Annotated in this window: 21 protein-coding genes; 19 read left to right on the forward strand and 2 right to left on the reverse strand. The window is 38.2% G+C overall.

The window, feature by feature from the left end; translation table 11 throughout:
• Window positions 1-127: 127 nt before the first annotated feature.
• From BKO01S_RS11875 to BKO01S_RS11915, 9 genes are all read left to right on the forward strand, one after another.
• Window positions 128-1,018, forward strand: coding sequence for an acyl-ACP desaturase (locus tag BKO01S_RS11875; protein WP_066053862.1), 891 nt, complete (start codon window positions 128-130; stop codon window positions 1,016-1,018).
• Between the two features lie 27 nt (window positions 1,019-1,045).
• Complete coding sequence (locus BKO01S_RS11880; RefSeq protein WP_066053865.1) at window positions 1,046-1,300, forward strand: hypothetical protein; 255 nt, start codon at window positions 1,046-1,048, stop codon at window positions 1,298-1,300.
• A gap of 181 nt (window positions 1,301-1,481) precedes the next feature.
• Window positions 1,482-2,513 (forward strand): Bug family tripartite tricarboxylate transporter substrate binding protein, encoded by a 1,032-nt coding sequence (locus BKO01S_RS11885; protein ID WP_066053868.1) that lies wholly within the window; start codon window positions 1,482-1,484, stop codon window positions 2,511-2,513.
• A 56-nt stretch (window positions 2,514-2,569) separates the two neighbouring features.
• A complete protein-coding gene (locus tag BKO01S_RS11890) occupies window positions 2,570-3,022 on the forward strand; it encodes a tripartite tricarboxylate transporter TctB family protein (RefSeq protein ID WP_066053871.1) in 453 nt (150 codons plus the stop codon).
• A 30-nt stretch (window positions 3,023-3,052) separates the two neighbouring features.
• A complete protein-coding gene (locus BKO01S_RS11895; RefSeq protein ID WP_066053874.1) occupies window positions 3,053-4,579 on the forward strand; it encodes a tripartite tricarboxylate transporter permease in 1,527 nt (508 codons plus the stop codon).
• Window positions 4,580-4,652: 73 nt separating this feature from the next.
• Window positions 4,653-6,230, forward strand: a complete 1,578-nt coding sequence (locus tag BKO01S_RS11900) for an ATP-binding protein (RefSeq protein WP_066053877.1) — start codon at window positions 4,653-4,655, stop codon at window positions 6,228-6,230.
• A gap of 12 nt (window positions 6,231-6,242) precedes the next feature.
• Complete coding sequence (locus tag BKO01S_RS11905; RefSeq protein ID WP_066053880.1) at window positions 6,243-6,950, forward strand: response regulator; 708 nt, start codon at window positions 6,243-6,245, stop codon at window positions 6,948-6,950.
• Window positions 6,951-7,187: 237 nt separating this feature from the next.
• Window positions 7,188-9,995 (forward strand): M14 family metallopeptidase, encoded by a 2,808-nt coding sequence (locus BKO01S_RS11910; RefSeq protein ID WP_084362051.1) that lies wholly within the window; start codon window positions 7,188-7,190, stop codon window positions 9,993-9,995.
• A gap of 114 nt (window positions 9,996-10,109) precedes the next feature.
• Window positions 10,110-10,901 carry an ABC transporter ATP-binding protein gene (locus BKO01S_RS11915; RefSeq protein WP_066053883.1) on the forward strand — a complete coding sequence of 264 codons (792 nt, stop codon included), beginning with the start codon at window positions 10,110-10,112 and terminating at the stop codon, window positions 10,899-10,901.
• Between the two features lie 192 nt (window positions 10,902-11,093).
• Here the strand turns inward: BKO01S_RS11915 and BKO01S_RS11920 are convergent, their stop codons facing one another.
• Window positions 11,094-11,579 carry a hypothetical protein gene (locus BKO01S_RS11920; protein WP_066053886.1) on the reverse strand — a complete coding sequence of 162 codons (486 nt, stop codon included), beginning with the start codon at window positions 11,577-11,579 and terminating at the stop codon, window positions 11,094-11,096.
• A 241-nt stretch (window positions 11,580-11,820) separates the two neighbouring features.
• Between BKO01S_RS11920 and BKO01S_RS25015 the strand changes: the two genes are divergently transcribed.
• Window positions 11,821-11,946, forward strand: a complete 126-nt coding sequence (locus tag BKO01S_RS25015; RefSeq protein ID WP_269748517.1) for a hypothetical protein — start codon at window positions 11,821-11,823, stop codon at window positions 11,944-11,946.
• 64 nt (window positions 11,947-12,010) lie between these two features.
• Here BKO01S_RS25015 and BKO01S_RS11925 read toward each other — a convergent pair whose 3' ends face one another.
• The gene (locus BKO01S_RS11925) at window positions 12,011-12,574 is read right to left on the reverse strand and encodes a CBO0543 family protein (protein WP_066053892.1); all 564 of its coding nucleotides are present in this window, start codon (window positions 12,572-12,574) and stop codon (window positions 12,011-12,013) included.
• A 176-nt stretch (window positions 12,575-12,750) separates the two neighbouring features.
• On the opposite strand from BKO01S_RS11925, the gene BKO01S_RS11930 reads away from it, so the two are divergent.
• The 9 genes from BKO01S_RS11930 (at window position 12,751) to uxaC (ending at window position 24,067) form a co-directional block, all read left to right on the forward strand.
• Window positions 12,751-13,698 (forward strand): helix-turn-helix transcriptional regulator, encoded by a 948-nt coding sequence (locus tag BKO01S_RS11930; RefSeq protein WP_066053895.1) that lies wholly within the window; start codon window positions 12,751-12,753, stop codon window positions 13,696-13,698.
• A 90-nt stretch (window positions 13,699-13,788) separates the two neighbouring features.
• A complete protein-coding gene (locus BKO01S_RS11935) occupies window positions 13,789-14,736 on the forward strand; it encodes a VOC family protein (protein ID WP_066053898.1) in 948 nt (315 codons plus the stop codon).
• Between the two features lie 26 nt (window positions 14,737-14,762).
• Window positions 14,763-15,869, forward strand: coding sequence for an alpha/beta hydrolase family protein (locus BKO01S_RS11940; protein ID WP_066053900.1), 1,107 nt, complete (start codon window positions 14,763-14,765; stop codon window positions 15,867-15,869).
• Window positions 15,870-15,884: 15 nt separating this feature from the next.
• Window positions 15,885-16,793, forward strand: coding sequence for a fumarylacetoacetate hydrolase family protein (locus tag BKO01S_RS11945; RefSeq protein WP_066053903.1), 909 nt, complete (start codon window positions 15,885-15,887; stop codon window positions 16,791-16,793).
• Between the two features lie 19 nt (window positions 16,794-16,812).
• Window positions 16,813-17,577, forward strand: coding sequence for a cyclase family protein (locus BKO01S_RS11950; protein WP_066053906.1), 765 nt, complete (start codon window positions 16,813-16,815; stop codon window positions 17,575-17,577).
• 45 nt (window positions 17,578-17,622) lie between these two features.
• A complete protein-coding gene (locus BKO01S_RS11955; protein ID WP_066053909.1) occupies window positions 17,623-18,786 on the forward strand; it encodes an FAD-dependent oxidoreductase in 1,164 nt (387 codons plus the stop codon).
• A 395-nt stretch (window positions 18,787-19,181) separates the two neighbouring features.
• On the forward strand, window positions 19,182-20,684 hold the full coding sequence (locus BKO01S_RS11960; protein ID WP_066053912.1) for a malate:quinone oxidoreductase: 1,503 nt from the start codon (window positions 19,182-19,184) through the stop codon (window positions 20,682-20,684).
• A 642-nt stretch (window positions 20,685-21,326) separates the two neighbouring features.
• Window positions 21,327-22,496, forward strand: a complete 1,170-nt coding sequence (gene ilvA / locus BKO01S_RS11965; protein WP_066054079.1) for a threonine ammonia-lyase — start codon at window positions 21,327-21,329, stop codon at window positions 22,494-22,496.
• A gap of 137 nt (window positions 22,497-22,633) precedes the next feature.
• Complete coding sequence (uxaC, locus tag BKO01S_RS11970; protein WP_066054082.1) at window positions 22,634-24,067, forward strand: glucuronate isomerase; 1,434 nt, start codon at window positions 22,634-22,636, stop codon at window positions 24,065-24,067.

Here is a 24,067-nt window from a genome sequence, read left to right on the forward strand (position 1 = left end):
TTCTAACTTGTCTACAGTTTTTTATTATTCATATTTCTTTATCTTATCGAAAAATTCTGTTAAAATCACTACGGAAACTATTTTAATTATGTATAACTAGAAAGTAAAAAATGTAAGGGGTTAATCCATGCTAAATTCAGATTTGGATACACGTTTAGAACCAAAAATTAAGGAATTATATCAATTACATAAGGAACGTTCGGCAAATATTGACTGGAGTTATCATGAATTTATCCCGTGGGACAAGGCGATGTCATTTAAGAGAGTTCCTTGGGATAAAAGTCAAGTCACTCTTCCGGAAGCAGTGATTGTGGCGATTGAGACAGCTTTATTAACAGAAGTGAATTTGCCTTGGTATACATCTCATTTGGATTATACTTTTAAAAACTCTATGGAAGTTATTAATGAATTTGTTCGCACATGGACGGCAGAAGAAGACCAACACTCTAGTTTACTTGAAACCTATTTATTGGTGACTCGTAACGTGGATCCAAAACGATTACATGAACTAAGAAAGCGAATGGTTGAGAGTGGCTGGTTCCCTGACTTCACGAACCCACTAGCAACGATGGCCTATACTTCTTTACAAGAATTAGCTACTCTTGTTTTCTATAATAATGTCGCGAAAATTGCTAGTCCTCACGACAAGGACTTAGCAACTTTACTTAGAAGACTAGCGAAAGACGAAGCTCTTCATTATGCATTCTATCGCGATACGGTGAAAGCACACTTGGAACTTGACCCCAATTTCCTAGTATTCTTCGAAGATGTCATTATCAATTTCTCTATGCCTGGCGCCGTTATGCCTGACTTTAATGAGAGAATGAAAACGATCGCCCTCGAAGCGAATTACGGTCCATTACAGTATTTTGATCAAGTATTAGATGTAGTTGTCACGTACTGGGATATTGAAAACCTCCAGCCTACTACGGAAGAAGCGAAGCAATCACAAGCGAATATTATGAAATATCACGGGCGCTTAAAAAGAATTAAAGAACGCCAACTAGCTAAAAAATAATAGCAAGATGTAAGGATGGATTAAATCATGACAACGAAATGCGAGATATGTAATAAAGATACGAAGGAAAGAGTAAGTTATTTAGAATTAGAAACATGGGAATTTGATTTCTTAAAGAAGCAAAATAAACTATTCTATTCTATTTGTTTCTCATGCTTTGACAAACATACGAATCAATTTATAGACAAAGAAACGGATCTTGAATTAAGAAAGAAACGTCTTAGTCTGGTTAGCAAAGAAATCCAAGACGAGATTGAGGATATTCTTGCAATTGAAGTGTAAACCCTAGAGGTATGATAGAAGACCAGTTCTTGAAAAGGAACTGGTTTTTTTGTACTGAAATTTGTCGTGAACAAAATGAACAAAATGATTAATAAGTTTTTAATGTTGTTTAAATGTATAATTCAAAAAATGTTCAAAAGTTTTGTAAAATTAAGAAAACGCTTACAAAGGGGGATTTGAAATGTTTTCTATTAAAAAAATTTCAGCTTGTTTTTGTGCAGGAGTATTGGCACTAAGCCTTAGTGCTTGCAGTAGTGGTCAACAAACAGCGGGGTCTGACAAAAAGGAAGAAAGTCCAGGATATCCTACTAAGGCTATTTCAGTGGTGGCACCATCAGGAGCTGGTGGGGGTTGGGACTTAACGGCTCGTTCATTAACTAAGGTGTTATCAGAGACAAAAATTGTGCAACAACCGTTAACAGTTGAAAACAAACCTGGTGGTGGTGGAGCTGTATTTATGGCTGAATACGCGACCCAGCAGGTAGAAAATAATGATATGTTATTCGTCAATTCTCCTCCTATTATCATTAATAACTTAAAAAAAGAAGGGAATAGTCCATTTGGTTACAAAAACACAACTCCTCTAGCACAGTTAACGAAAGATTATGGAGCTATTGTTGTAAAAGCAGATTCAAAGTTTACCGATCTAAAGTCCGTTTTGGAGGAGGTAAAGAAGGATCCTACGAAACTAACATTTGCAGGCGGCTCGGCACCTGGATCAATGGATCACTTAATTTCCATTCTTCCAGCTTATAAGTATGGGGTGGATCCGACAAAGGTGAAGTACGTGTCCTATGATGGCGGAGGAGAGGCGATTACAGCCTTACTTGGTGGAAATGCAGATGTGATTGGGACAGATGCTTCTAGTGTGAAGGAATTCTTAAAAGCAGGAGATGTGCGGGTGTTAGCTGTTACTTCACCGGAACGTATTGGCGGAGACTTCAAGGATGTCCCAACTGCCATTGAACAGGGTGTCGATGCAGAGTTTACTATTTGGCGTGGGCTATTTGGTCCTGAAAAGATGTCGGACGAAGCCAAAACATATTGGGAGACTTCTATAGAAAAGCTTGTGAATACCTCTGAATGGAAGAAGGAAGTAGAAACACAGGGCTGGGAAATGGAATACAAAAACAGCTCTGATTTCACAAAATTCTTAGAGGAGCAGGAAACACAGGTTCAGCAATTATTAACCGCGTTAGGTATGGAGAAATAGATGGCTTTAGGGAGGGGTTTTCCTTCTCCCTTCTGCTTTTTGAAAGGGGAGTACCAATGGATATTAAATTCGATCGTATTGCTTCTGTACTGTTTCTCGCAATTGGAGTTCTGTTTATCATCGGAAGTCGTAATCTTGCTAGCTCTTCATATGGAAGTTCTGTAGGGCCTGATATTTTCCCATTCATTCTCGGTGCTTTACTTGTCCTTTTAAGTATTCGTTTATTTTACGAAACCGTTATGACTAGGAACCATCAAGGTGAAAAGGAGAAGCTCCAGTACAAGCCATTTCTTATTATCTTTGTTGCTACGCTGATTTATATTTTGACGTTGGAAACGGTTGGGTACGTCATTACCACTTTTATCTTTCTCCTTGTTTGTTTTCAAACAATGGAACGTACAAAATGGGTAAAGTCTATCATCATATCCGCTTGTTTTTCAGGACTTGTCTATTTTTTATACGTACAAGTGTTAAAAGGAACTCTTCCTGGCTGGCCAATTTGGTTTTAGCTATGAAAGGTGTAGAGAGGAGAATAACGCATGGACACACTCGACTATCTATTTCAAGGTTTTGGAACAGCACTAATCTGGTATAATATCGCATTTGCTTTTGTAGGGGTGTTAATAGGAACGGCCGTAGGTGTGCTACCTGGAATCGGTCCTATGAGTGGGGTAGCACTACTGATTCCAGTTACTGCATCCATTACAAGTGGGCTTCCTCCAGAGCAAGCAGCTACAAGTGCCATCATTCTGCTAGCTGGGGTGTACTATGGAGCGATGTATGGAGGATCGACCACTTCGATTCTATTAAATACACCAGGGGAATCCTCTTCTGTAGTAACGACTTTAGATGGGTACCAAATGGCAAAAAAGGGAAGAGCGGGAAGTGCGTTATCGATTGCAGCGATTGGTTCCTTTGTTGCGGGTATTGTCACTCTTGTCGCACTCATTGCTTTAGCCAAACCATTGTCAGCTGTTGCTCTGAAGTTTGGACCAGCAGAATATTTTTCTCTGATGTTACTGGGGCTAGGCGCTGTTAGCGGTTTAGCAGGGAAATCTGTTACAAAGGCATTGATTATGACCATTTGCGGGTTACTTCTCGGGACGATAGGTATTGATAGTGTCTCAGGGATTGCTAGATTTACATTTGATGTTCCATGGCTCTATCAGGGGATTGAGTTTTTAACGATTGCTGTTGGTTTGTTCGCTCTAGGTGAAGTGTTCAAGACGATCTTAGAGAAGGAAGATGATGATGTTCACATCGCAAAAATAAATAACTTACTTCCTTCCAAGAATGAATTAAAGGAATCAGCAGGACCGATTGCTCGAGGTTCGGTGCTAGGTTTTTTTGTGGGAATATTACCTGGAGCAGGTGCGACGCTCGCTTCCTTCTTTTCGTATATTCTGGAAAAAAAGATTTCTAAGAACCCTTCCAAGTTTGGTACGGGATCCATTGCAGGGGTTGCAGCGCCGGAGTCTGCAAATAATGCAGCATCGGGTGGTGCAATGATCCCGTTATTAACGCTTGGTATTCCGGGTTCAGGAACCACAGCTATATTAATGGGAGCATTGATGATGTATAACGTCCAACCTGGTCCGTTATTATTTGAAGACCATCCACAGGTAGCATGGGGACTAATTGCTAGTATGTTTATCGGGAATTTAATGCTATTAATTTTAAATCTTCCATTGGTGAAAGTGTTTGCTAAAATTATTCAAACACCCAAGCAATTCTTGATTCCTATTATTATTGCTATCTCGATTTTTGGTGTATATGCGGTTCAAGTTTCCACCTATGATTTATTGCTGTTATTAGGATGTGGGATTTTCGGGTATTTTTTAAGCAAAAATGATTATCCCATCGCGCCCCTTGTACTAGGATTAGTATTAGGACCGATGGTTGAGAATAATTTACGAAGAGCATTAACGATTTCAAATGGAGATTTCAGTGTGTTTTTGACCAGACCCATTTCCCTTGCTTTTCTACTGATTACATTACTTTGGCTGCTCATTCCATTCCTATTGAAAAGAAGAGGAAAGGAAGTCATTATTAATGTAGAAGGATAAATTATTTGAAATAGTTCGAAAACTCCTTATTATTAAGGAGTTTTTTTATTATAATGAGAATAGAGGTGTTTGGATGCGTTTACATACGAAGTTAATGCTCGGGATTTTTATTGTTATTGTTGTGATTGGTGGCTTGTTTGGATATACATTTAAACAGATAATGGAATCTAACTTAAAAAATGAAATAGGTTCAAAAGCTTTATCCGTAGCCCAATCCGTTGCAATTATACCGGAAATACAAGAAGCTTTTGGGACGGAAGATCCAGCTGCTATTATTCAGCCTATTGCAGAGAGCATTCGTAAGCAAGTAGGGGCAGAATTTATTGTGATCGGGAACTTAGATGAGGTCAGATATTCTCACCCTAACCCTATACGGTTAGGGCAGAAGATGGTGGGAGGGGATAACATTCGCGTCTTTGACGGCGAATCAATCATCTCAGAGTCAACGGGAACATTAGGGCCATCACTAAGGGGGAAAACACCTATTTATCAGAATGGGGAAGTTATTGGTGTTGTGTCGGTCGGTTATCTTCAGACAGATATAGAGATGAAGGTGGCAAAAATACAGAAAAAGATTTTTTTAGTTACCTTCCTTATATTAATAGGGGGACTTTTAGCAGCTCTCTTAATCTCTTTAAACATCAAAAAAGCGATGTTTGGATTAGAACCAAAAGAAATTGCTTGGATGTATCAGGAGAAACATGCCATATTGGAATCGATTCATGAAGGAATTATTGCGATAGATACAAATGGCAGAATTACAGTAGTGAATGAAACGGCTCATAAAATTTTGAAGGTACCTAATAAGGTTTTACTCAGGGGAAAAAGAATTGAAGAGGTTTTAGAAAACACAAATCTTCTGAGTGTGGCTCGAACAGGGAAGGCGGAATACGACCAGGAAATGATGATTTTCGGGTCTGTGTTTTTGGCTAATCGTATCCCAATCTATAATAAAAAAGGTAACGTTATAGGAGCGGTTGCAAGCTTGCGGAATAAATCTGAGCTCGCACAGCTACTTCAGGAATTATCCCATGTAAGATCTTACGCGGAGGGATTACGAGCACAAACACATGAGTACTCGAACCGCCTTTATACTCTATTAGGATTAATCCAATTAGGGTCCTATAAGGAAGCGATTGAGTTTATATCTCATGAAGTGGATGTTGCCCAAGGATTCGTTCAATTTCTAATGAAGGAAATTCCGGATCCCATTATTGCTGGATTTATCCTAGGAAAAATAAGCTTGGCGAGTGAATGGAAAGTGAACTTTCTTGTAGATAGAGAGAGTAGTTTTAAAGATATTCCCAATGAGATAAATAGGGATTCGCTAGTCACTATTATTGGGAATCTAGTAAATAATGCTTTCGAAGCAGTAAGGGGCAATGAGAAGGAAGAGAAAAATGTTACCCTTTTTCTAACTGATCTTGGAAAAGATCTAATTATTGAAGTGGAAGACAACGGAAAGGGTATTGATAGTGGGAAAAGCGATTTGATTTTTCGTGAAGGTTATTCAACCAAGAACACAAAGAATAATGCAGGGATTGGACTGAGTCTAGTTCAGAAGGAAATTGAAACTCTTGGTGGAACAATTACATATTCGTCGCAGTTAGGAGAGGGCACGATTTTCACCGTAGCAATACCGAAAAAATAGGGGGAGTAAACGATGGGCAACCGTGAGATCGAAGTGCTAATTGTCGAAGATGATCTTAGAATTGCTGAGATACAACAGCGGTTTATAGAGCAAATACAGGGATTTCGGGTGGTTGGGATTGCGGCTAGTTATATAGAAGCAAAAACATTGATTGATATCTTGAAGCCGGATTTGCTCCTATTAGATGTTTATTTTCCGGATATGAATGGATTGGACTTGCTGAAAGAAACGAAACAGTTAGAGAAACATACGGATGTAATTATGATTACTGCGACAAAAGAATTAGATAAGGTTCAAGAGGCGATTAGTATAGGGGTATTCGATTATATGATTAAACCTGTGGTCTTTGATCGCTTTAAACAAGCATTGCAACGATATCAAGACTTCCATAAAAAACTATTTATATTAGGAAAAGAAAATACGCTTATTACACAGCAAGAGGTTGATCGTCTTTTACGAAAAGAGGTAGAAGTAACTAGTAGTAACGATCGATCGCTGTTACCAAAGGGAATTGATCCACTTACCCTTGAAAAAGTTTTAGAGGTATTAAGGAAAGTAGGAGTAGGATTAACAGCGGAGAGCGTGGCAAAAGAAATTGGTGTTAGTAGAACAACAGCACGTCGATACCTCGAACATCTAGTATCGATTGAACAAATTGAAGCAGATTTAGCATACGGGACGGTTGGCCGTCCCGAACGTGTGTATATTGTAGAGAGATAAGCTCATAACCCTCTTCCCTATTTTGGAAGAGGGTTAATTTATGTGGAAATATAGGGAAATCAACAAACACCCCTTTCATAGTGACTTATGAACTAGTAATTAATACTATATCCAATGTGAAAGGCGGAATTTGTCGATAAATTCCCTTCGTATATCGAACTAAATCCCCTGTTTGTTTTCCGAATATTCTGTTACGTTAACTTGGTAGTCTATTATATACATAGAAGGGATGATTTTATGAAGAAGAGGTTTACGGCTTTACTAGCGTTTTTACTAGTTTTAGCCCTATTTACACAGGCTTCGTTTCCTGTCTTTGCTACTGAAACGGCAGATGCCTACGATGTGGTAGAGTTAGAGACTAGTAGGTCTTTATTCTCACTGACGGAGGCTAGAACAGTAGAAGTTCAAGCGGATTTTGGAGCAAATGTCGATTTAAGTCAACTAGAGTTTCAGTTTGGAGGAAAAAGCCTCTCGGAATGGAAAAAGTGGACAAGAGGGACCAATTATGATGGTGAACCTTTTATTAAGGTGATTGAAGAGCCACATTTCGTAGATGGCACAACAGCCATTAAGGCAACATTAGAGTTTGGTCTTCTATATGATAGAGACAATCTATCAAACCGTACAATCCGTACGCAATACCAACAATTTATTGGAGACTATGAATTGGCGTTGGTGAACCCAGCTAGCCAAATGAAGGCTGCCAAAACTGTAAAACTGAATGTGTATGATCAATTCCATTTCTATGAAGAGTTAAAGCCAACCATTGATCAAGTATTCGAGGAAGCAAATACGGCAAATGACCGTTATCTAGAGTACCAAAGTCTAGGTAAAACTGTACAAGGCCGTGACCTGCATTTTGTCATTTTAGCAAGAGATAAAGCAGCAGTTGATAAGTATTTGAATGAAACTTTACCAATCGCATTAGAAAATCCTGATAGCTTATTAGAAAAGCTTGAAAATGGAACGATGGGAGATTACCAAGTTCCCGTATGGATAAACAATATCCATCCTGATGAAGTAGAGGGTGTGGATGCACAGGTTGAATTATTTAAGAAATTTGCCATTGAAGAGGAAGTCACATTTCAAACGGTTGTTGACAATCAGGAAAAACCAGTCACATTGAATGTGGATGAAGTTCTTGATGATGTCATCTTTTTATACATGTTTACGAACAATCCTGATGGTAGAGTACTTAACACAAGAGCAAATGCTAATGGATTTGACTTAAATCGTGATAATCACTACCAAACACAAATTGAAACACAGGAAGTAACGCAAGAAATTGCAAAGTGGACTCCACTTTCTTTTCTTGATATGCATGGGTACGTTAGTGGCTTCTTAATTGAACCAACTACCCCTCCACATAACCCGAACTTTGAGTATGATTTACTTTACGGCAATATGATTGAACAAGCTCATGTGATGGGGAAAGCAGGGATCAGTAACTCTGCTTATAACTCTTATGAAATTCCAGCACTTGACTACGGTGATGGTTGGGACGATATGACACCTGCCTATACAGCCATGTATGCGATGCTGCACGGTTCATTGGGACATACCATTGAAACACCAGCATTAAGTCAAAATGGATATGATGCTATGTATGGTACAGGTCTAGGTGCCACGCTTTATGTTACTGAAAACAAGGATGTACTGTACAAAAACCAGCTTGAGATCTTCAAACGTGGTGTGAACGGGGAGGATGATCGTGCGGTTGATGAATACTTCGTCAATGCTAACGGGGAATCAATTGGTCGTGTAAGGGGAGATAATGATAACTTCTTCCCGGAATACTATGTCATTCCAGCAGATGAGAAAGAGCAAAAAAATGCACTTGAAGCGACAAAAATGGTAGAATATCTACTTCGTAACGGTGTGAAGGTCGAACAAACGACAACAAACACAGAAGTAAATGATGTCACATATCCAAAAGGGACGTATGTGGTTCCTATGAATCAAGCAAAACGTGGATTGGCCAATGCTATGCTCTACAAAGGTGACGATGTATCTGATTGGGGAGCCATGTATGACCCAATCGTTGTTAACTTCCCAGCTTTAAGAGGGTTTGATATTGATGAAGTTCGTGTGTCAAATGCTTTTGATAACAAAACAACAGAAGTAGATCATGTAACTTTACCTACAGGTGAAGTGGTTGGAAAAACACCAAAGCAAGTGTTATCAAATACAAATAATGATACAGTGAAGCTAGTAAATGAGCTATTAAGAGACGGGAAAGTCGTTGAAAAAGCTATAGAAACAAAGGGCAAAGTGAATAAAGGTGACTATATTGTGAGTACAAAAGATTTAGCTGGGTATGATGACTTTTACTATGAAGCATCACCAGTCGGTACGACACAAAATGTAAAAACAGAAAAATTAACTCTTCCTAAAGTAGCTGTCACGGGTTCTGCCCAGTTATTATTCTCTGTCAAGGAGCTGGGGTTTGAAGTTGTAAGTCAGGCAGATGCTGATGTAGTTGTCAGTGATGGTAGTACCTTTAATGCAAGTAGTCTCGCAGGGAAATCGTATGTAGGTATGGGTGTTTATGCGCTTAATGCTGTGAAAAATAGCGGTTTGCTTGAAGGGTATGAGTGGGATTACACAAGCCCTGGTCACGAAGGGCTGTTAAAAGCAAAAGTGAATGATCATCAATTAACTGCTGGTTATCAGACTGATGAACTTTTGTATACTACCAACGGGGCTTGGATTACTTCTGTTCCTAAAGAGGCAGAGGTCTTGGCGACCGTTAGTACTAGTGACGACTTCTATGTTGCTGGATGGTGGCCTGGTCATGAAAAGGCAAAAGGTCAAACTCTAGCCTTTACTCAAAATCTTGAGGACACAAATATCACTTTATTTGCTAATGACCTAGCTTTTAGAGCACATACTCAGTATAGCTACCGTCTATTAGCTAACAGCATCTTTGCTTCGGTAGGTTCAGAAGTAGCAAAGAAAGGCAAAGGCTCCGTAAAGGATAAAGTTACGAAGAAGAATAACCAAGTTAAACCGTCTTTCTTTGAACAAGGAAGAGATAGAGAGTAGATTAAAAAAGGCAGGTTCTCAATCTAAGGTTGAGAACCTGCTGTTTTTCAGTAATCAAAATTTTAAATAATGTGATAATATAACGGTAATTGAAGGCGGGAAGGAGTAACTAGGGTGGTATTACATATGGAAGATGTTTCGTTAATAAGAGGGGAAAAATGGATATTACAGCAAATAAATTGGACCATTCATAAAGGGGATAACTGGGTGCTCTTTGGATTAAATGGTGCGGGAAAAACGGCATTGTTAAACGTATTAAATGCCTACTATTTTCCAACAAAAGGGAAAGTCAGTGTGCTAGGGAAAGAATTTGGTAAGGATCCTATTGGTGGTGAGCTACGAAAGCAAATAGGGTTTGTATCATCTTCGCTTCAACAAAAATTCCACCCAGGGGATAATTCCTTTGAGGTCGTATTAAGCGGTGCCTATGCGTCCATTGGTCTTTACGAAACTCCAACAGATAATATAAGAGAAAAGGCCATCACCTTATTAAAAGAGCTTGGTTGTATCCAATATGCAAATCGTAACTATGAAACTCTCTCACAAGGTGAAAAGCAAAGAGTGCTTATTGCTCGGTCTTTAATGAACAATCCATCTCTACTAATTCTCGATGAACCAACGAACGGTTTAGACTTCATTGCACGTGAACAATTTCTAGAAACGATTGAAGAGATTTCTACAAAAGAAGAGGCTCCAACTATGATATATGTAACTCACCATGTAGAAGAAATCCTGCCTATTTTTAATAAAACGTTGTTACTAAAAGAAGGACAGGTTTTTTCGGCCGGAGAAACAAACGAAATGATTTCAAGTTCTAATCTGTCTCATTTTCTCAACATGGATGTAGAAGTGATTTGGAAGAATGGTAGGCCATTGGTTTCAAAACGTAGAGCAATTAAAATTTAGTTATGTTTAGTCTTAAAATAATGTGAAAACATTGATGGAGGTCTCACATTATTTTAAAGATTTATAACAACTTTAAACCCAGTAAACTCAGAGTCAGTAAAAATGTAGATAAACCCAATGAAAGAAAAGCAAGAAAAATGGCCATTTTTGTTTTTTTTTTAAATCAATGGCCCTTTTTTAGTGTTTAAGACATTACTTGCTATCACTCCTAATAATAGAAATATGCTTTGGTAATAAATAACCGAATGCTAGAAGGAAAGTTAAAATCGAAATATACCAATTCCATCCTTTGTATTTCATATAGCCAGAGTGGATCATCCCAAATTCTACTAAGAGTGAAAGAAAAGTAAAACCAATTGTCAATCGCCACTTATTATTCCTTGTAAGGTAATTTAAGTAAAGAATTGAAAGTGAGGTTGGTATAAAGGTATAACTGAGAATATCTCCAAGGCCAGCTTTTTTGGGGTGACCAATATCAAACATGTCAATGACCCTAGCAATCATGCCATCACTAAACCAAGTAACAAATCCTACAACTCCAAATGTAATATAGATTTCCCTCCAAGTGATATTTTTTTTACGGATAAAAAGGGCAGTTGTAGCTAATAAAATACTTATGATTACAGGAAACCATAAGCCCTTTGCTCCTAAATCTAAATTTTCGATAAATTTCTGCATTTTATAACTCCTTTTTAAAGGTTACGTTTATTTTTTCTCGTACTAATTTATATATACTTGATAAATTTACTTTATCTAGCTAACAATCCAAGAAAAGGTGCCAACCAAAGTGAAGGCACCTTTTTTTATTTACATTAGTAAAGTTGTTAATGATTTTTTCACAACTGTAATTTGTTTCACTTCATGATTATCATTCTCAAATTATCATGGAAGAAAGTAAGAAAACTAAGGGGAAATCACTATGAGCAAGAATAATGTTGAAAATCAAGTGAAGCGTAATTTCCCAACATCAAAGGTAGTGACATGGGTTTCCGTAGGGATGGTTGCAGGTATAATACTTGTTTCTATTTTATTATTATTTTCATGACCCAAGCCTCTTTATATTTTAGTCTTTTTCATGTTTCTTGAGTTTATACGGAATGCTAAAATTTTTATCCATTATCTAATTTATTATAGCTATCAATCTTTGTAAGCCAATAGGCAGTAAAGTAAAGGGTTAAAAAAATAATAAAATCATACAAAGTTGACCAATTTTTAGGATTATAAAAATCAATAGCATCAAAGAGATTCATTCCGCCAAAAGCAGCAAGGGCTGAGAATATAACTCCCTTTAATAAGGGATTCATTTTTGGTTTTATTTGTATTGCAAACATCACCGCAACAGGTGCTAAAGAGAAGTGATAGGGTAAAAATAGAAAAGGTGCTAAAGGGATGATTACCATCGGGTACGACCAGAGTCCTAAAGATAACGCAGCAAGGTCTATTATTAGTGACAATATGATAGTCATCAAACCGCATAAAAGAAGACGCCCTGTACTATCTTTCTTCCTAAATACAAACCAGACAAACCATGGGATAATAAATAGGGCGAAACCTAGCCACCATTGCCATGTAAGGATAAATTCTTCCGATACTATTTTTGCAAATATAGAACTGATTTCAGTATACTGGTTAAAAGCTTTTTCAGATTGAGTGAGCCCTTTCTCAAATGCCATTTTCAAACATCTCCCGAAAAAAGTAATAATCTAATTTTTCCCGTTTAGGACTTAGCTATTCAAGCTAGCTAAAACCTTTAATGATCTAAATTTATCAATCCAAAATAAAGGATTTCTTCAACAAACTGAGTATATAAATAAGGAATATCTTTATTGAATCGGAGGCTATGCCTTTTATGAAATATCCTTATGAGAGTGTTGTAATTAATGACGAAGTCCCTGTGTTTGTAATGATGACCAGTGTAAAGTATGTGGCCATGCATTGGCACGACAGAATCGAACTGTTACTAGTGTTAAAAGGCCAAGTTCACGTTTATGTAGGGAAAGAAGAGTATGTACTTAGAGAAGATGACCTGTTGCTCATAAATAGTAATGAAGTACACGGGGTAGAATCAGATCAGGAGAATAAACTATTAATCCTTCAGATTCCTATTGCTTTTATAAAAAACTTCTATAGTACTATCGAAGAGGAATCCTTCATTTGCCAATCTCTCTATCATACTGAACAACACAAATATAACCTCCTTCGAATTTTACTTGCTCAGCTGATATTTACAGTGAAAAAGAAAAGTGATCATTACGATATAAAGGTTCATTCTCTTTTATTAGATATAGTTTATAATCTAATGACTAATTTTAAGATGGAAAAGAAAAATATAGTTTTACATACTAAAAAAGATATAGAACGTATGAATCGTTTAACCCATTACATACAGCAGCATTATTCAAAACCAATTACGCTACAGGAACTGGCTGAAACGGAGGAACTCTCACCACCATACCTTTCAAGATATTTTCAACAGCATATGGGACAAACATTTATAAAATATATCAATGGTATCCGCCTAGAGCATGCGGTTCGATATTTATTAGAAACCGATTGGCCCATCATTCAGATTGCACTTGAGTGCGGCTTTCCAAATCTTAATTCCTTTCACAAGTTGTTTAAAGAGACATTCCACACGACCCCTCACCAATACAGAAAGAAACACATAAATAAGTATCATTTGATTCGTCCAGCTGGATTAGGCGGAGTGGCAAGTTACGATTTCATTGAGGAAGAGGATTTTCAAGAGTTGTATAAATATTTAGAAAAAGATAAAAAATCATATGAATTAGGATAAAAAAGTAAACGTTTTCAATAACGGAAACCTCTATAATAAAGTTAATAAACCACTTAATGGTGGGAAATTATCATTCTAGGAGGGGAAGTTATGTACAAAAATCCACACTTTTTTTCGCATTTGGCTCATGTTGAATTAATTAGTCCGAAATTAGAGGAGTCTGCTGATTTCTTTAAAAATATTATTGGATTAGAGGAATCTGATCGTACGGATACCTCTGTGTATTTCCGGGCATGGGGAGAACATTATCATCACAGTTTAAAGATTACTGCAGGGGAAGAACCTGGATTAGGCCATATTGGTTGGAGAGCAGATAGTCCTGCGGCTCTTGAGGAGGCTGCGGCTCATATTGAGAAGCTAGGACTAGGAAAAGGCTGGATTGAAGGCGATCTAGGTCATGGTCGTGCCTATCAATTCACTTCTCCAGATGGACATTTAGAAGAGATTTTTTGGGATGTGGAGATGTACGAAGTACCTACGGTATTAAAAAGTAAGTGGAAAAATCGCCCACAAAAGAATCCTGGTCGAGGAATTTCACCACGTCGTATTGATCATATCACTCTACACAGCAATGATGTCACAAAGGATCGTGAATTCTATCAAAATCTTGGATTCCGTTACAATGAAGGCATTTTCTTGGATGCAAACGAACCTGCAAGTCCAGAAATTGGTGCGTGGCTTTCTGTTACCAATCTTTCTCATGATATAGCATTCTTGAAATCTCATACGGGAAAACCAGGTGGATTTAACCATGTTTGTTATGCGGTGGAAAGTAGAGAAGAGGTATTATTAGCTGCTGACCATATTATTGAAAGCGGATACAACCTAGCGATGGGTGGACCGACACGTCATGCACTTGCAGAAGGTTTCTTCTTTTATGTTGATGAGCCGGGTGGTAACAGATTTGAATTATACGCAGGAGCACATCTCGTGTTTGCGCCTGATTTTGGTCCATATAGATGGAGTCTATCAGAGAACCCGAACGATGCTTGGGGAAGAGAAATGCCATGGGATGCGACGGGGAAAATTATTAAGTAATAGCAAAAGTAAGGGGATGATTTATAATGTGGCACTTTTTTCCGGATAATTATATGTGGTCTTACCAAGTGGTAAGAATGATTAGTCAATCCTATTTTGGGGGCGGTGAGGTAAATGAAATACTTGACGCTGCTAGCCGAATGAAGGTGGGAGATTTCGAAAGCTTCCATCAAGAATGGATGAGACTGGGAAATAAAGCTTTAACAACAGCAAATGACGCGATGGATAGAGGATATGAGGAAACAGCTCGATCAGGATATTTACGTGCAGCAAACTATTATCGTTGCTCTGAATTTTTCCTTCAGCCAGATGACAATAGAAAACTACCAACCTATTTAAAAGCAGTTGATTCCTTCAGAAAGGGAGGGGAGTTATTACCGAATCCCCCAAAGGCGATTAATATTCCATTCGAGCATGCTGTACTTCCAGGATATTTTTTCGAAGCACCTGGCCAGAAGAGAGGACCATTAATGATTATGTTCGGGGGTCTGGATTCAACCGCTGAAGAGCTATATTATGGACCAGCTCAATTTTTGAACGAAAGAGGAATTTCTCTTTTGGCAGTAGATGGACCTGGGCAAGGAGGAGCAATTCGTCTTCATCATATTCATTCTCGCCATGACTATAATCTTGCGGGAACAGCAGCATATGAATGGGCCGTGGAAAACTTGGATGTAGGCCCAGATAGAATTGGAATTATGGCTGTCTCCATGGGAGGTTATATGGCGGCGAGATGTGCAGCGTTTGAACCGAGATTCAAAGCATGCGCGATTTGGGGTGCTGTGTATGACTATAATGATGTCTGGGAAAAACGACCGGATCATCACCCATTAGCAAAAATTCTCCAACACATATTTGGCGTAGAAGATATGCCTGCAGCACGAGCGAAGCTGCAACACTATAACCTAAGGGGAATAGCCGAGAAGATTCAGATGCCAACTTATATCGTACATGGGGAGGATGATCGACAAAATACCGTTGATAATGCCCATAATGTATTTAATGATCTAACCTGTCCTCGTTGGTTAAAAATCATTCCAGCAAGTAGTCCAGGCTCATCCCATTGTCAGGTGGACAATGTTACAGAAACCTACGAAATGTATGACTGGCTGAAGGAGCAACTAGCAAAATAGTTAGGAGGGAAAGGAATGAAATTTGTCACATTTATCAATACAGAACAACAACAAAGGGCAGGCATTCTGATGAATGACTCTGTGATTGATCTAAACTCTGCCTCTAATGGTGAACTTCCAGAAACCATGGCGGATTTCCTTAAAAATCAATCCCAATATATACCGGTTGTTCAATCATTACTAGAGACAAAAGATCTCCCTTCTATTAATTTAAATAATATACAGCTAAAAGCTCCACTTCCAAATCCAACTAGTTTTCGAGACTTTGTTGCCTTTGAAACGCATGTCAAGAATGCAACCAAGCGTTCGGGTGATACAGTGGCACCGGAATGGTATGAAATGCCGATCTTCTACTTTTCTAATCCAAATGCCATGAAGGGTCCAGATGAAGAAGTGAAACGACCTTCAAAATGTGTACGTCTCGACTATGAACTTGAGCTTGCTTGTGTGATTGGTAAAGAAGGGAAAAATATCAAAGCGAGTGAGGCGGAGGATTATATTTTTGGCTATACCATTTTAAATGACTGGTCAGCAAGAGATATTCAGATGAAAGAAATGAAGGTGTTATTAGGACCTGCAAAAGGGAAGGACTTTGCCACATCTATTGGTCCCTACATTGTAACAAAAGACGAACTTGAACCACACCGAGTGGGGCAACGTTTTGATTTAGAGATGACGGCAAAGGTGAATGGGGAAGTTCTTTCTAGAGGAAATTTTAAAGATATTTATTATACCTTTGGTGATATGATCGAGCGAGCTTCCGAGGATGTGACTCTTTACCCTGGAGATATTATGGGTTCAGGCACAGTTGGATTTGGATGCCTGATGGAGCTAGGGACAGAGGTTCATCGCTGGTTAGAACCTGGCGATGAGCTAGAACTCACAATTACTGGCCTTGGTTCTCTTACAAATAAAATCATTTGAATATGGTAAGGGGGAGCTTATGAGGAGAATAGTGGACCTGAGCGTATCAATTGAAGAGGATTTAAAGGATCCTCTTCCTTTTTCCATTCGTTATGAAACACATGAGGAAGGAGCGGAATTCGGAGCCAAATTAGTGGGGGTGACTCCAGACGATTTTCCCGAGAGGAAGGGCTTGGCTGGAGAATTCCTTTCTTTAACCAGTCATGCTGGTACTCATGTAGATGCACCATGGCATTACTGGCCTACATCTGAGGGTAAACAGGCCCGTACCATTGATGAAATGCCCTTAGAATGGTTTTTTAATGATGGGGTAGTACTTAATTTCACAGATAAACCGGCAGGCTATGCAGTAACGGTTGCAGATTTACAAGAGAAGCTTAAGGAAATGAACTATCAGCTAAAACCTTATGATATTGTGATGATTCGTTGTGATGCAGATAAAAAAAGATATGAACCTTCCTATAGTGAAATTCATGTTGGGGTAACGGCTGAAGCCACACTTTGGTTGATTGAGCAAGGAATAAAGGTGATGGGTACAGACGGATGGGGCTGGGACACTCCTTTATCTATTCAGGCAACAGATTATTTGAACAACCCACGTCCTGGGGTGTTATGGGCAGCCCATTTTGCAGGTAAAGAAAAAGAATATTGTCAGATTGAAAAACTAGCCAACTTAGAACAGCTGCCTTCATTTGGATTTAAGGTATCTGTTTTCCCAGTGAAAATTAAAGGAGCTAGTGCTGGGTGGACTAGGGCGGTTGCGATCATTGATGAAACGAAATGAAGGTGAACAAAAGCTATTAAATGAATATTGAGGAGGTCCTTAGCTATGGCAAATCAATATGTAAAAAAAGTACTTATAGTTGGTGGTGGGATAAGCGGGTTAGCCGCTGCCATTGCACTTCATAAAATTGGTATTGAGGCTGAAATAGCTGAAAAACAGTTAGAATGGGATGTATACGGGGTTGGAATCATTCAACCGCCCAATGCTCTAAGGGCGCTGAACGAAATTGGATTAGCAGAAGCTTGTATGGAACAAGGAACGTCTTATTCTGGGTTTGATTACTATACTGGGTCAGGGCACTTCATGTTCTATGGACCATCCCCAACCATTGAGGGATATCCTGGAGTTAACGGAATTTCTAGAAAGAAATTACATCATATTTTGATTCAAGCTGTTAAAGAAATTGGAACAAAAATTTATATGGGAACAACAGTTAATCAACTTGAAAATAAGACAGAAGGGGTTTCCGTTGAATTGAGCAATGGAATAACTGCAACCTATGATTTGGTAATTGGTTCGGATGGAAGTAATTCTAAAGTTCGGCAATTGTTGTTTGGAGAAATAACCCAGCAATATAGTGGTCAGGGAGTTTGGCGATATACACTTCCTAGACCTAAAGAAGTAGACAAAGGTTTATTCTATTATGGTCAGAAGGCTAAAGCAGGGTTAGTTCCCATGTCTGAAGATGAAATGTATCTTCTAGTTACAACTCATGAACCCGATAACCCTAAATTTCCGAACGATCAATTACATGTACTGCTCCAGGAAAGGCTTACTGAATTTAGTGGAATTATAGCGGAAGCAAGAAACATGATTATAGATCCAGCACTTGTCGTATATCGACCAATTTTCAGCCATTTTGTTGAAAGTCCATGGTATAAAGGAAACGTTGTCCTAGTTGGAGATGCAGCACATGGCACAGCACCACATCTTGGACAAGGAGCTTCTATCGCTATTGAGGATGTCATTGTGTTAGCAGATATATTAAACCATGATTTAGATATTCAAGAGACCTTACGAATCTTTATGGAAAAACGTTATGACCGCTGTAAGTTGATTGTAGATCATTCCAATCAATTAGTAGAGTGGGAATTACTAACCAGGAGCGGAAAAATGAATGACGGAGGAAGAATTGGAGCCTTCGTTAACGACACTTTAATCAAAATGAATGAACCCTTCTTAACAGAAGTTAAACGACCTATTGGTTAAGAAAATAAGCCTTTGCACACATTGCAAAGGCTATTTTTTGTGTGGATTAGTGCGTCGGTGAACTATGTGTTAAAGATTCCTTATACTTCTATAACCAGTATCTTGCAATAGTTATATGTTCAAACATTAACTAGTTCTATATTGTATAAGTATGCGAATAAACTATATTAAAAGATGAGAAATTAAGCAGAATTATTGTGTATTTCCAGGCTTTTTTTAGGAAGTTCTCATTTTTTTTTGCTTGAAACAATTTATAATTATCAGATAATACTAGATATTTTAATCTATAATTCATTATAATAGACTATAATAGGATTAGGATAAAGACAGAAAAGGTGTGTTCATAAGTGGCGCTCACATCCTTTCTGCGAATTTAGGATGTAAGGAAGGTAAAAATGAGAAAAATAGAAACTACCTCAGACGTTTTCTTAATTGGTGCCGGAATCATGAGCGCTACGTTGGGAACACTTCTGAAAGAATTAGTACCAGAATGGAAAATTACAGTGTTTGAAAAGCTCTCAAAGACAGGAGAGGAAAGCTCGAACGAATGGAATAATGCGGGAACGGGGCATGCCGCATTATGTGAGCTAAACTATACGGCGGAAAAACCGGATGGGTCTGTAGATATTAGTAAAGCAATAAATATTAATGAACAGTTTCAGGTTTCAATGCAGTTTTGGTCTTATCTTGTAAAAAATCGTCTGATACATAATCCACAGGATTTTATCAGACAATTGCCTCATATGAGTTTAGTGCAAGGGGAACAGAATGTTGAATTTTTAAAGAAACGATTTGAAGCGCTGTCAAACAATCCATTATTCCAAGGAATGGAATTTTCTGAGGATCCGGAGAAATTGATGGAATGGATCCCCCTTATTATGCAAAACCGCTCTACGCATGAACCTGTAGCTGCTACCAAAATTGACTCCGGAACCGATGTTAACTTTGGTGCATTAACGCGTATGTTATTTGCTCACTTAGAAAGTAAAGATGTCCATATAAACCACAATCATAGTGTGACTGATATAAAACGTACTAGCGATGGACTGTGGGAATTAAAAGTTCGGAATCTCGAAAGTGGTACAGTTGAACACCATAAGGCGAAATTTGTCTTTATTGGTGGTGGAGGAGGAAGCCTACATTTATTGCAAAAGTCCGGTATTCCTGAAGGAAAACATATCGGAGGTTTTCCAGTAAGTGGAATATTTATGGTTTGTAATAATCCGAAGGTTATAGAGCAGCATCATGCAAAAGTATATGGAAAGGCGAAGGTTGGTGCTCCGCCTATGTCTGTTCCACATTTAGACACTAGATTTATAGACAATAAAAAGTCTTTACTATTTGGACCCTTTGCTGGTTTCTCACCCAAGTTTTTAAAAACGGGTTCAGTATTTGATTTAGTAACCTCTGTAAAGCCGGATAATCTCTTAACAATGTTGGCTGCAGGTGCAAAAGAAATGTCATTGACAAAATACCTGATTCAGCAAGTGATGTTATCAAAAGAACAGCGTATGGAGGAGTTACGTGAATTTATCCCGAATGCTAAAAGCGAGGACTGGGATTTAATAGTGGCTGGCCAACGTGTACAAGTGATTAAAGATACAGAAGACGGAGGCAAAGGAACGCTTCAGTTTGGTACGGAAGTAATTACTTCTGAAGATGGTTCCATTGCAGCATTACTAGGTGCGTCTCCAGGTGCTTCCACTGCCGTTCAAGTCATGCTTGAGATACTAAGAAAATGCTTTCCACAATATATAACTGGATGGGAACCAAAGATTAAAGAAATGATCCCTTCATATGGATTGCCACTAATGGAAAACCGAGAGCTCTTGCGGGAAGTTCATCTTTCAACAGCAGAGACACTTTGTCTAAGCGAAAAAGAGCCAGTGTTTAGTTAATTGAACATTATAGGAAATTAGGAATAGAGAGTTACTATAGGAAGAACCTTTAATCTGTTCGATAAAGGTTCTTTTCTAATTTGAATAAATGGACCTACAAAAATTTAACAACTCAAAGGGAAAACGTATGTTCGGTATGGTATAATAGAGAAGACAATTGCATAGTTGCAGGGTGGGGCGATTGAGCCTTCCTTATGGGAGGTGACAAGCGTGGATTTAGATTCAGCAATGTTCATAGTAGCGTTGGTAACTCTAATCGTACTTTTAATTGATAAAATAAAAAAGTAAAACCCACCCTGTATCTTTGGCCGGAACAGGTGGGCTTTACTTTGTATAAGTAAACTAATTGTTGATTGCCAATCGCACATTCTGCGATTATGCATTGTTATAGGTAAGCATGTGTTCATAGCACATGCTTATTTTTAATATATGGATGATCTATCCTTATTATAGACTAATTTTAGTAAAAAATAAATTAATTATAATATAATCTAATACTTTCTTATAAGAATTTATGAAGGATTTTGATGAGCTGCTAGCCACTACATATTTCCATTATTGATGCACATCCTACTACTAAATAGTAGGAACTAGGAGGAGTTATAGGTGAACCTAGATAACATCATTATTGCGCGAGAAAAGATGAAGGGTATTGTACATGAAACTCCTTTGGATTACTCGAAAACGTTTAGTGATTTAGCTAAAAATGAAATATTTTTAAAATTAGAAAATCTACAGAAGACTGGATCCTTTAAGGTAAGGGGCTCTTATAATAAGCTAATCTCTTTATCAGAAGAGGAATTAAACAAAGGAGTGGTAGCCGCTTCTGCAGGGAACCACGCTCAAGGTGTTGCCTATTCGAGTCAAATGCTTGGGATTCCATGTACGATTGTGATGCCAAAGGGAGCACCTCTCAGTAAAGTACTAGCAACAAGACAGTACGGGGCAGAGGTGATATTAGAAGGAAATGTGTTCGATGAAGCACTTGCTTACGCGTTAGAACTTAACGATAGGAAAGGTGCTACATTTATTCATGCCTTTGATGATGAGAAAGTGATTACGGGGCAAGGCGTGGTGGGACTAGAGATTCTTGACCAGCTTTCTGAAGTAGAGGCGATTGTTTGTCCTGTTGGAGGTGGGGGACTTATTGCTGGTGTTGCAATGGCTGTGAAGCAAAAGAATCCTAATATAGCCGTATATGGTGTTCAAACACTAGCTTGTCCGAGTATGAAGCAATCGTTACTCGAACAAAAACCGGTTGCTATTACATCATCACCTACAATGGCAGATGGAATCGCTGTACAAAAACCAGGTGTAAGTAATTTTGAAGTAGTCCAGAAATATGTAGACGATATAGTGTGTGTTGACGAAATGGAAATTGCACGCACGATGCTTATGCTTTTGGAAAGAAGCAAACTGCTAGTTGAAGGATCGGGAGCTAGTTCTCTTGCTGCATTACTATATAAAAAAATAAATATAACAAATAAAAAGGTTGCGGCTGTTTTAAGTGGAGGCAATGTAAATGTCCATTTTATATCTAGGATTATTGAACGAGGACTTGTTGAGTCAGGAAGGTATGCGAACTTTTCCATCATTTTAAAAGATAAGCCAGGAGAACTTCAACGCGTGATCAGCTCGATAACAGAATTAGACGCCAATATTCAAGATGTTCATCTCCATCATATGGGAAAGAATATATATCCAGGCTACGCACAACTCGACATATCGGTTGAAACGAAAAATAATGAGCATATAGAAGAACTATTTAGTTTGTTAAAAGAAAAAGAATTTCATGTAACGATGGAATCTTAAGGAACGTTCACTTTACCAACCAATTCTTTTGGTTGGTTTCTCTATGGGATTATTAAGAAAATGAACAATGATAAATAATTTATTCTTGAAAAGATGGATGCAAAATGTTAACGTTAACAAAAAAAGGATGTGAACATATGGAAAAGTTTATGGGAAGTAATTTTTTATTGAAAAATGATACCGCTGTTACGTTATTCCATGATTATGCAAAAGAAATGCCAATCATCGATTACCATTGTCACTTAAATCCGAAGGAAATCTATGAAAACAAACAATTCAACAATATTACCGAGGCCTGGCTTTACGGAGACCATTATAAGTGGAGAGCAATGAGGGCGAATGGAATTTCTGAGGAGTATATAACGGGAGATAAATCAGACTATGAGAAATTCCTTGCGTGGGCAAAAACTGTACCAATGACGATTGGAAATCCATTGTACAATTGGACTCATTTAGAGCTTCAACGATTTTTTGGTATTTATGACATATTAAATGAACAGAGTGCCCCACATATATGGGAAAAAGTAAACACATTGCTGAACGAAGAAGATTTTCGTGTCAGAGAGTTAATCGTTAAGTCTAGGGTAAGAGTGATTTGTACGACAGATGACCCAGTAGATACGTTAGAATATCATACTTTGTTACAGGAAGAAAAGGATTTTCCTGTTCGTGTCGTTCCAGGTTTTCGTCCTGACAAGGGATTGGAAATCAATCGTGAAGGCTTCGTAGATTGGGTGGCTAAGCTTTCTGAGGTCTCAAGTATAGATATTGAAAACTATGAGGATTATCTAGCTGCACTAGAATCTAGAGTCCATTTTTTTGAATCAGTAGGATGTAGAGTTTCCGATCATGCGTTGGATTCAATGGTGTATGAGGAGGCTAGCTTTGAAGAGGTTGCTAAAGGTTTTGCCCAAAGATTATCTGGAAGTCAAATCTCTATTGAAGCGGAAAAAAAGTTCAAAACCTTTACACTTCAATTTTTAGGGAAGCTTTATGCAGATCTAGATTGGGCAATGCAATTTCATATCAATGCAAATCGTAATAATAACACAAGAATGTTTCGCTTGCTTGGTCCTGATACAGGCTATGATTCCATTAACGATGATCAAATCGCTAAGCCATTAGTACGGATTCTTGACGAGTTAGATCGTCATGGCAAGCTACCCAAGACCATTCTTTATTCATTAAATCCAGTTGATAATCAGGTAATTGCAAGTGTTATAAATAGTTTCCAAGATGGAAAGATTCCTGGGAAAATACAATTTGGCACGGCATGGTGGTTCAATGATACAAAGGATGGAATGCTTGATCAAATGAAGGCTTTATCTAATATAGGTTTGTTTAGCCGTTTTATTGGGATGCTCACAGATTCGAGAAGCTTTTTATCCTATACAAGGCATGAATACTTCCGAAGACTTGTATGTAATTTACTTGGTGAGTGGGTGGAAAATGGTGAGGTTCCCCATGACATCGAATTACTGGGAGGAATTGTACAAAGAATTTGTTACCTCAATGCAAAGGAGTACTTTGCTTTTAAGGAAGTAGAAGAGAGTGAAATGGTTCGCCCCTAA

Origin of the sequence: Robertmurraya korlensis NBRC 107688 (genome assembly GCF_001591645.1) — a bacterium.
GTDB lineage: Bacteria > Bacillota > Bacilli > Bacillales > Cytobacillaceae > Robertmurraya_A.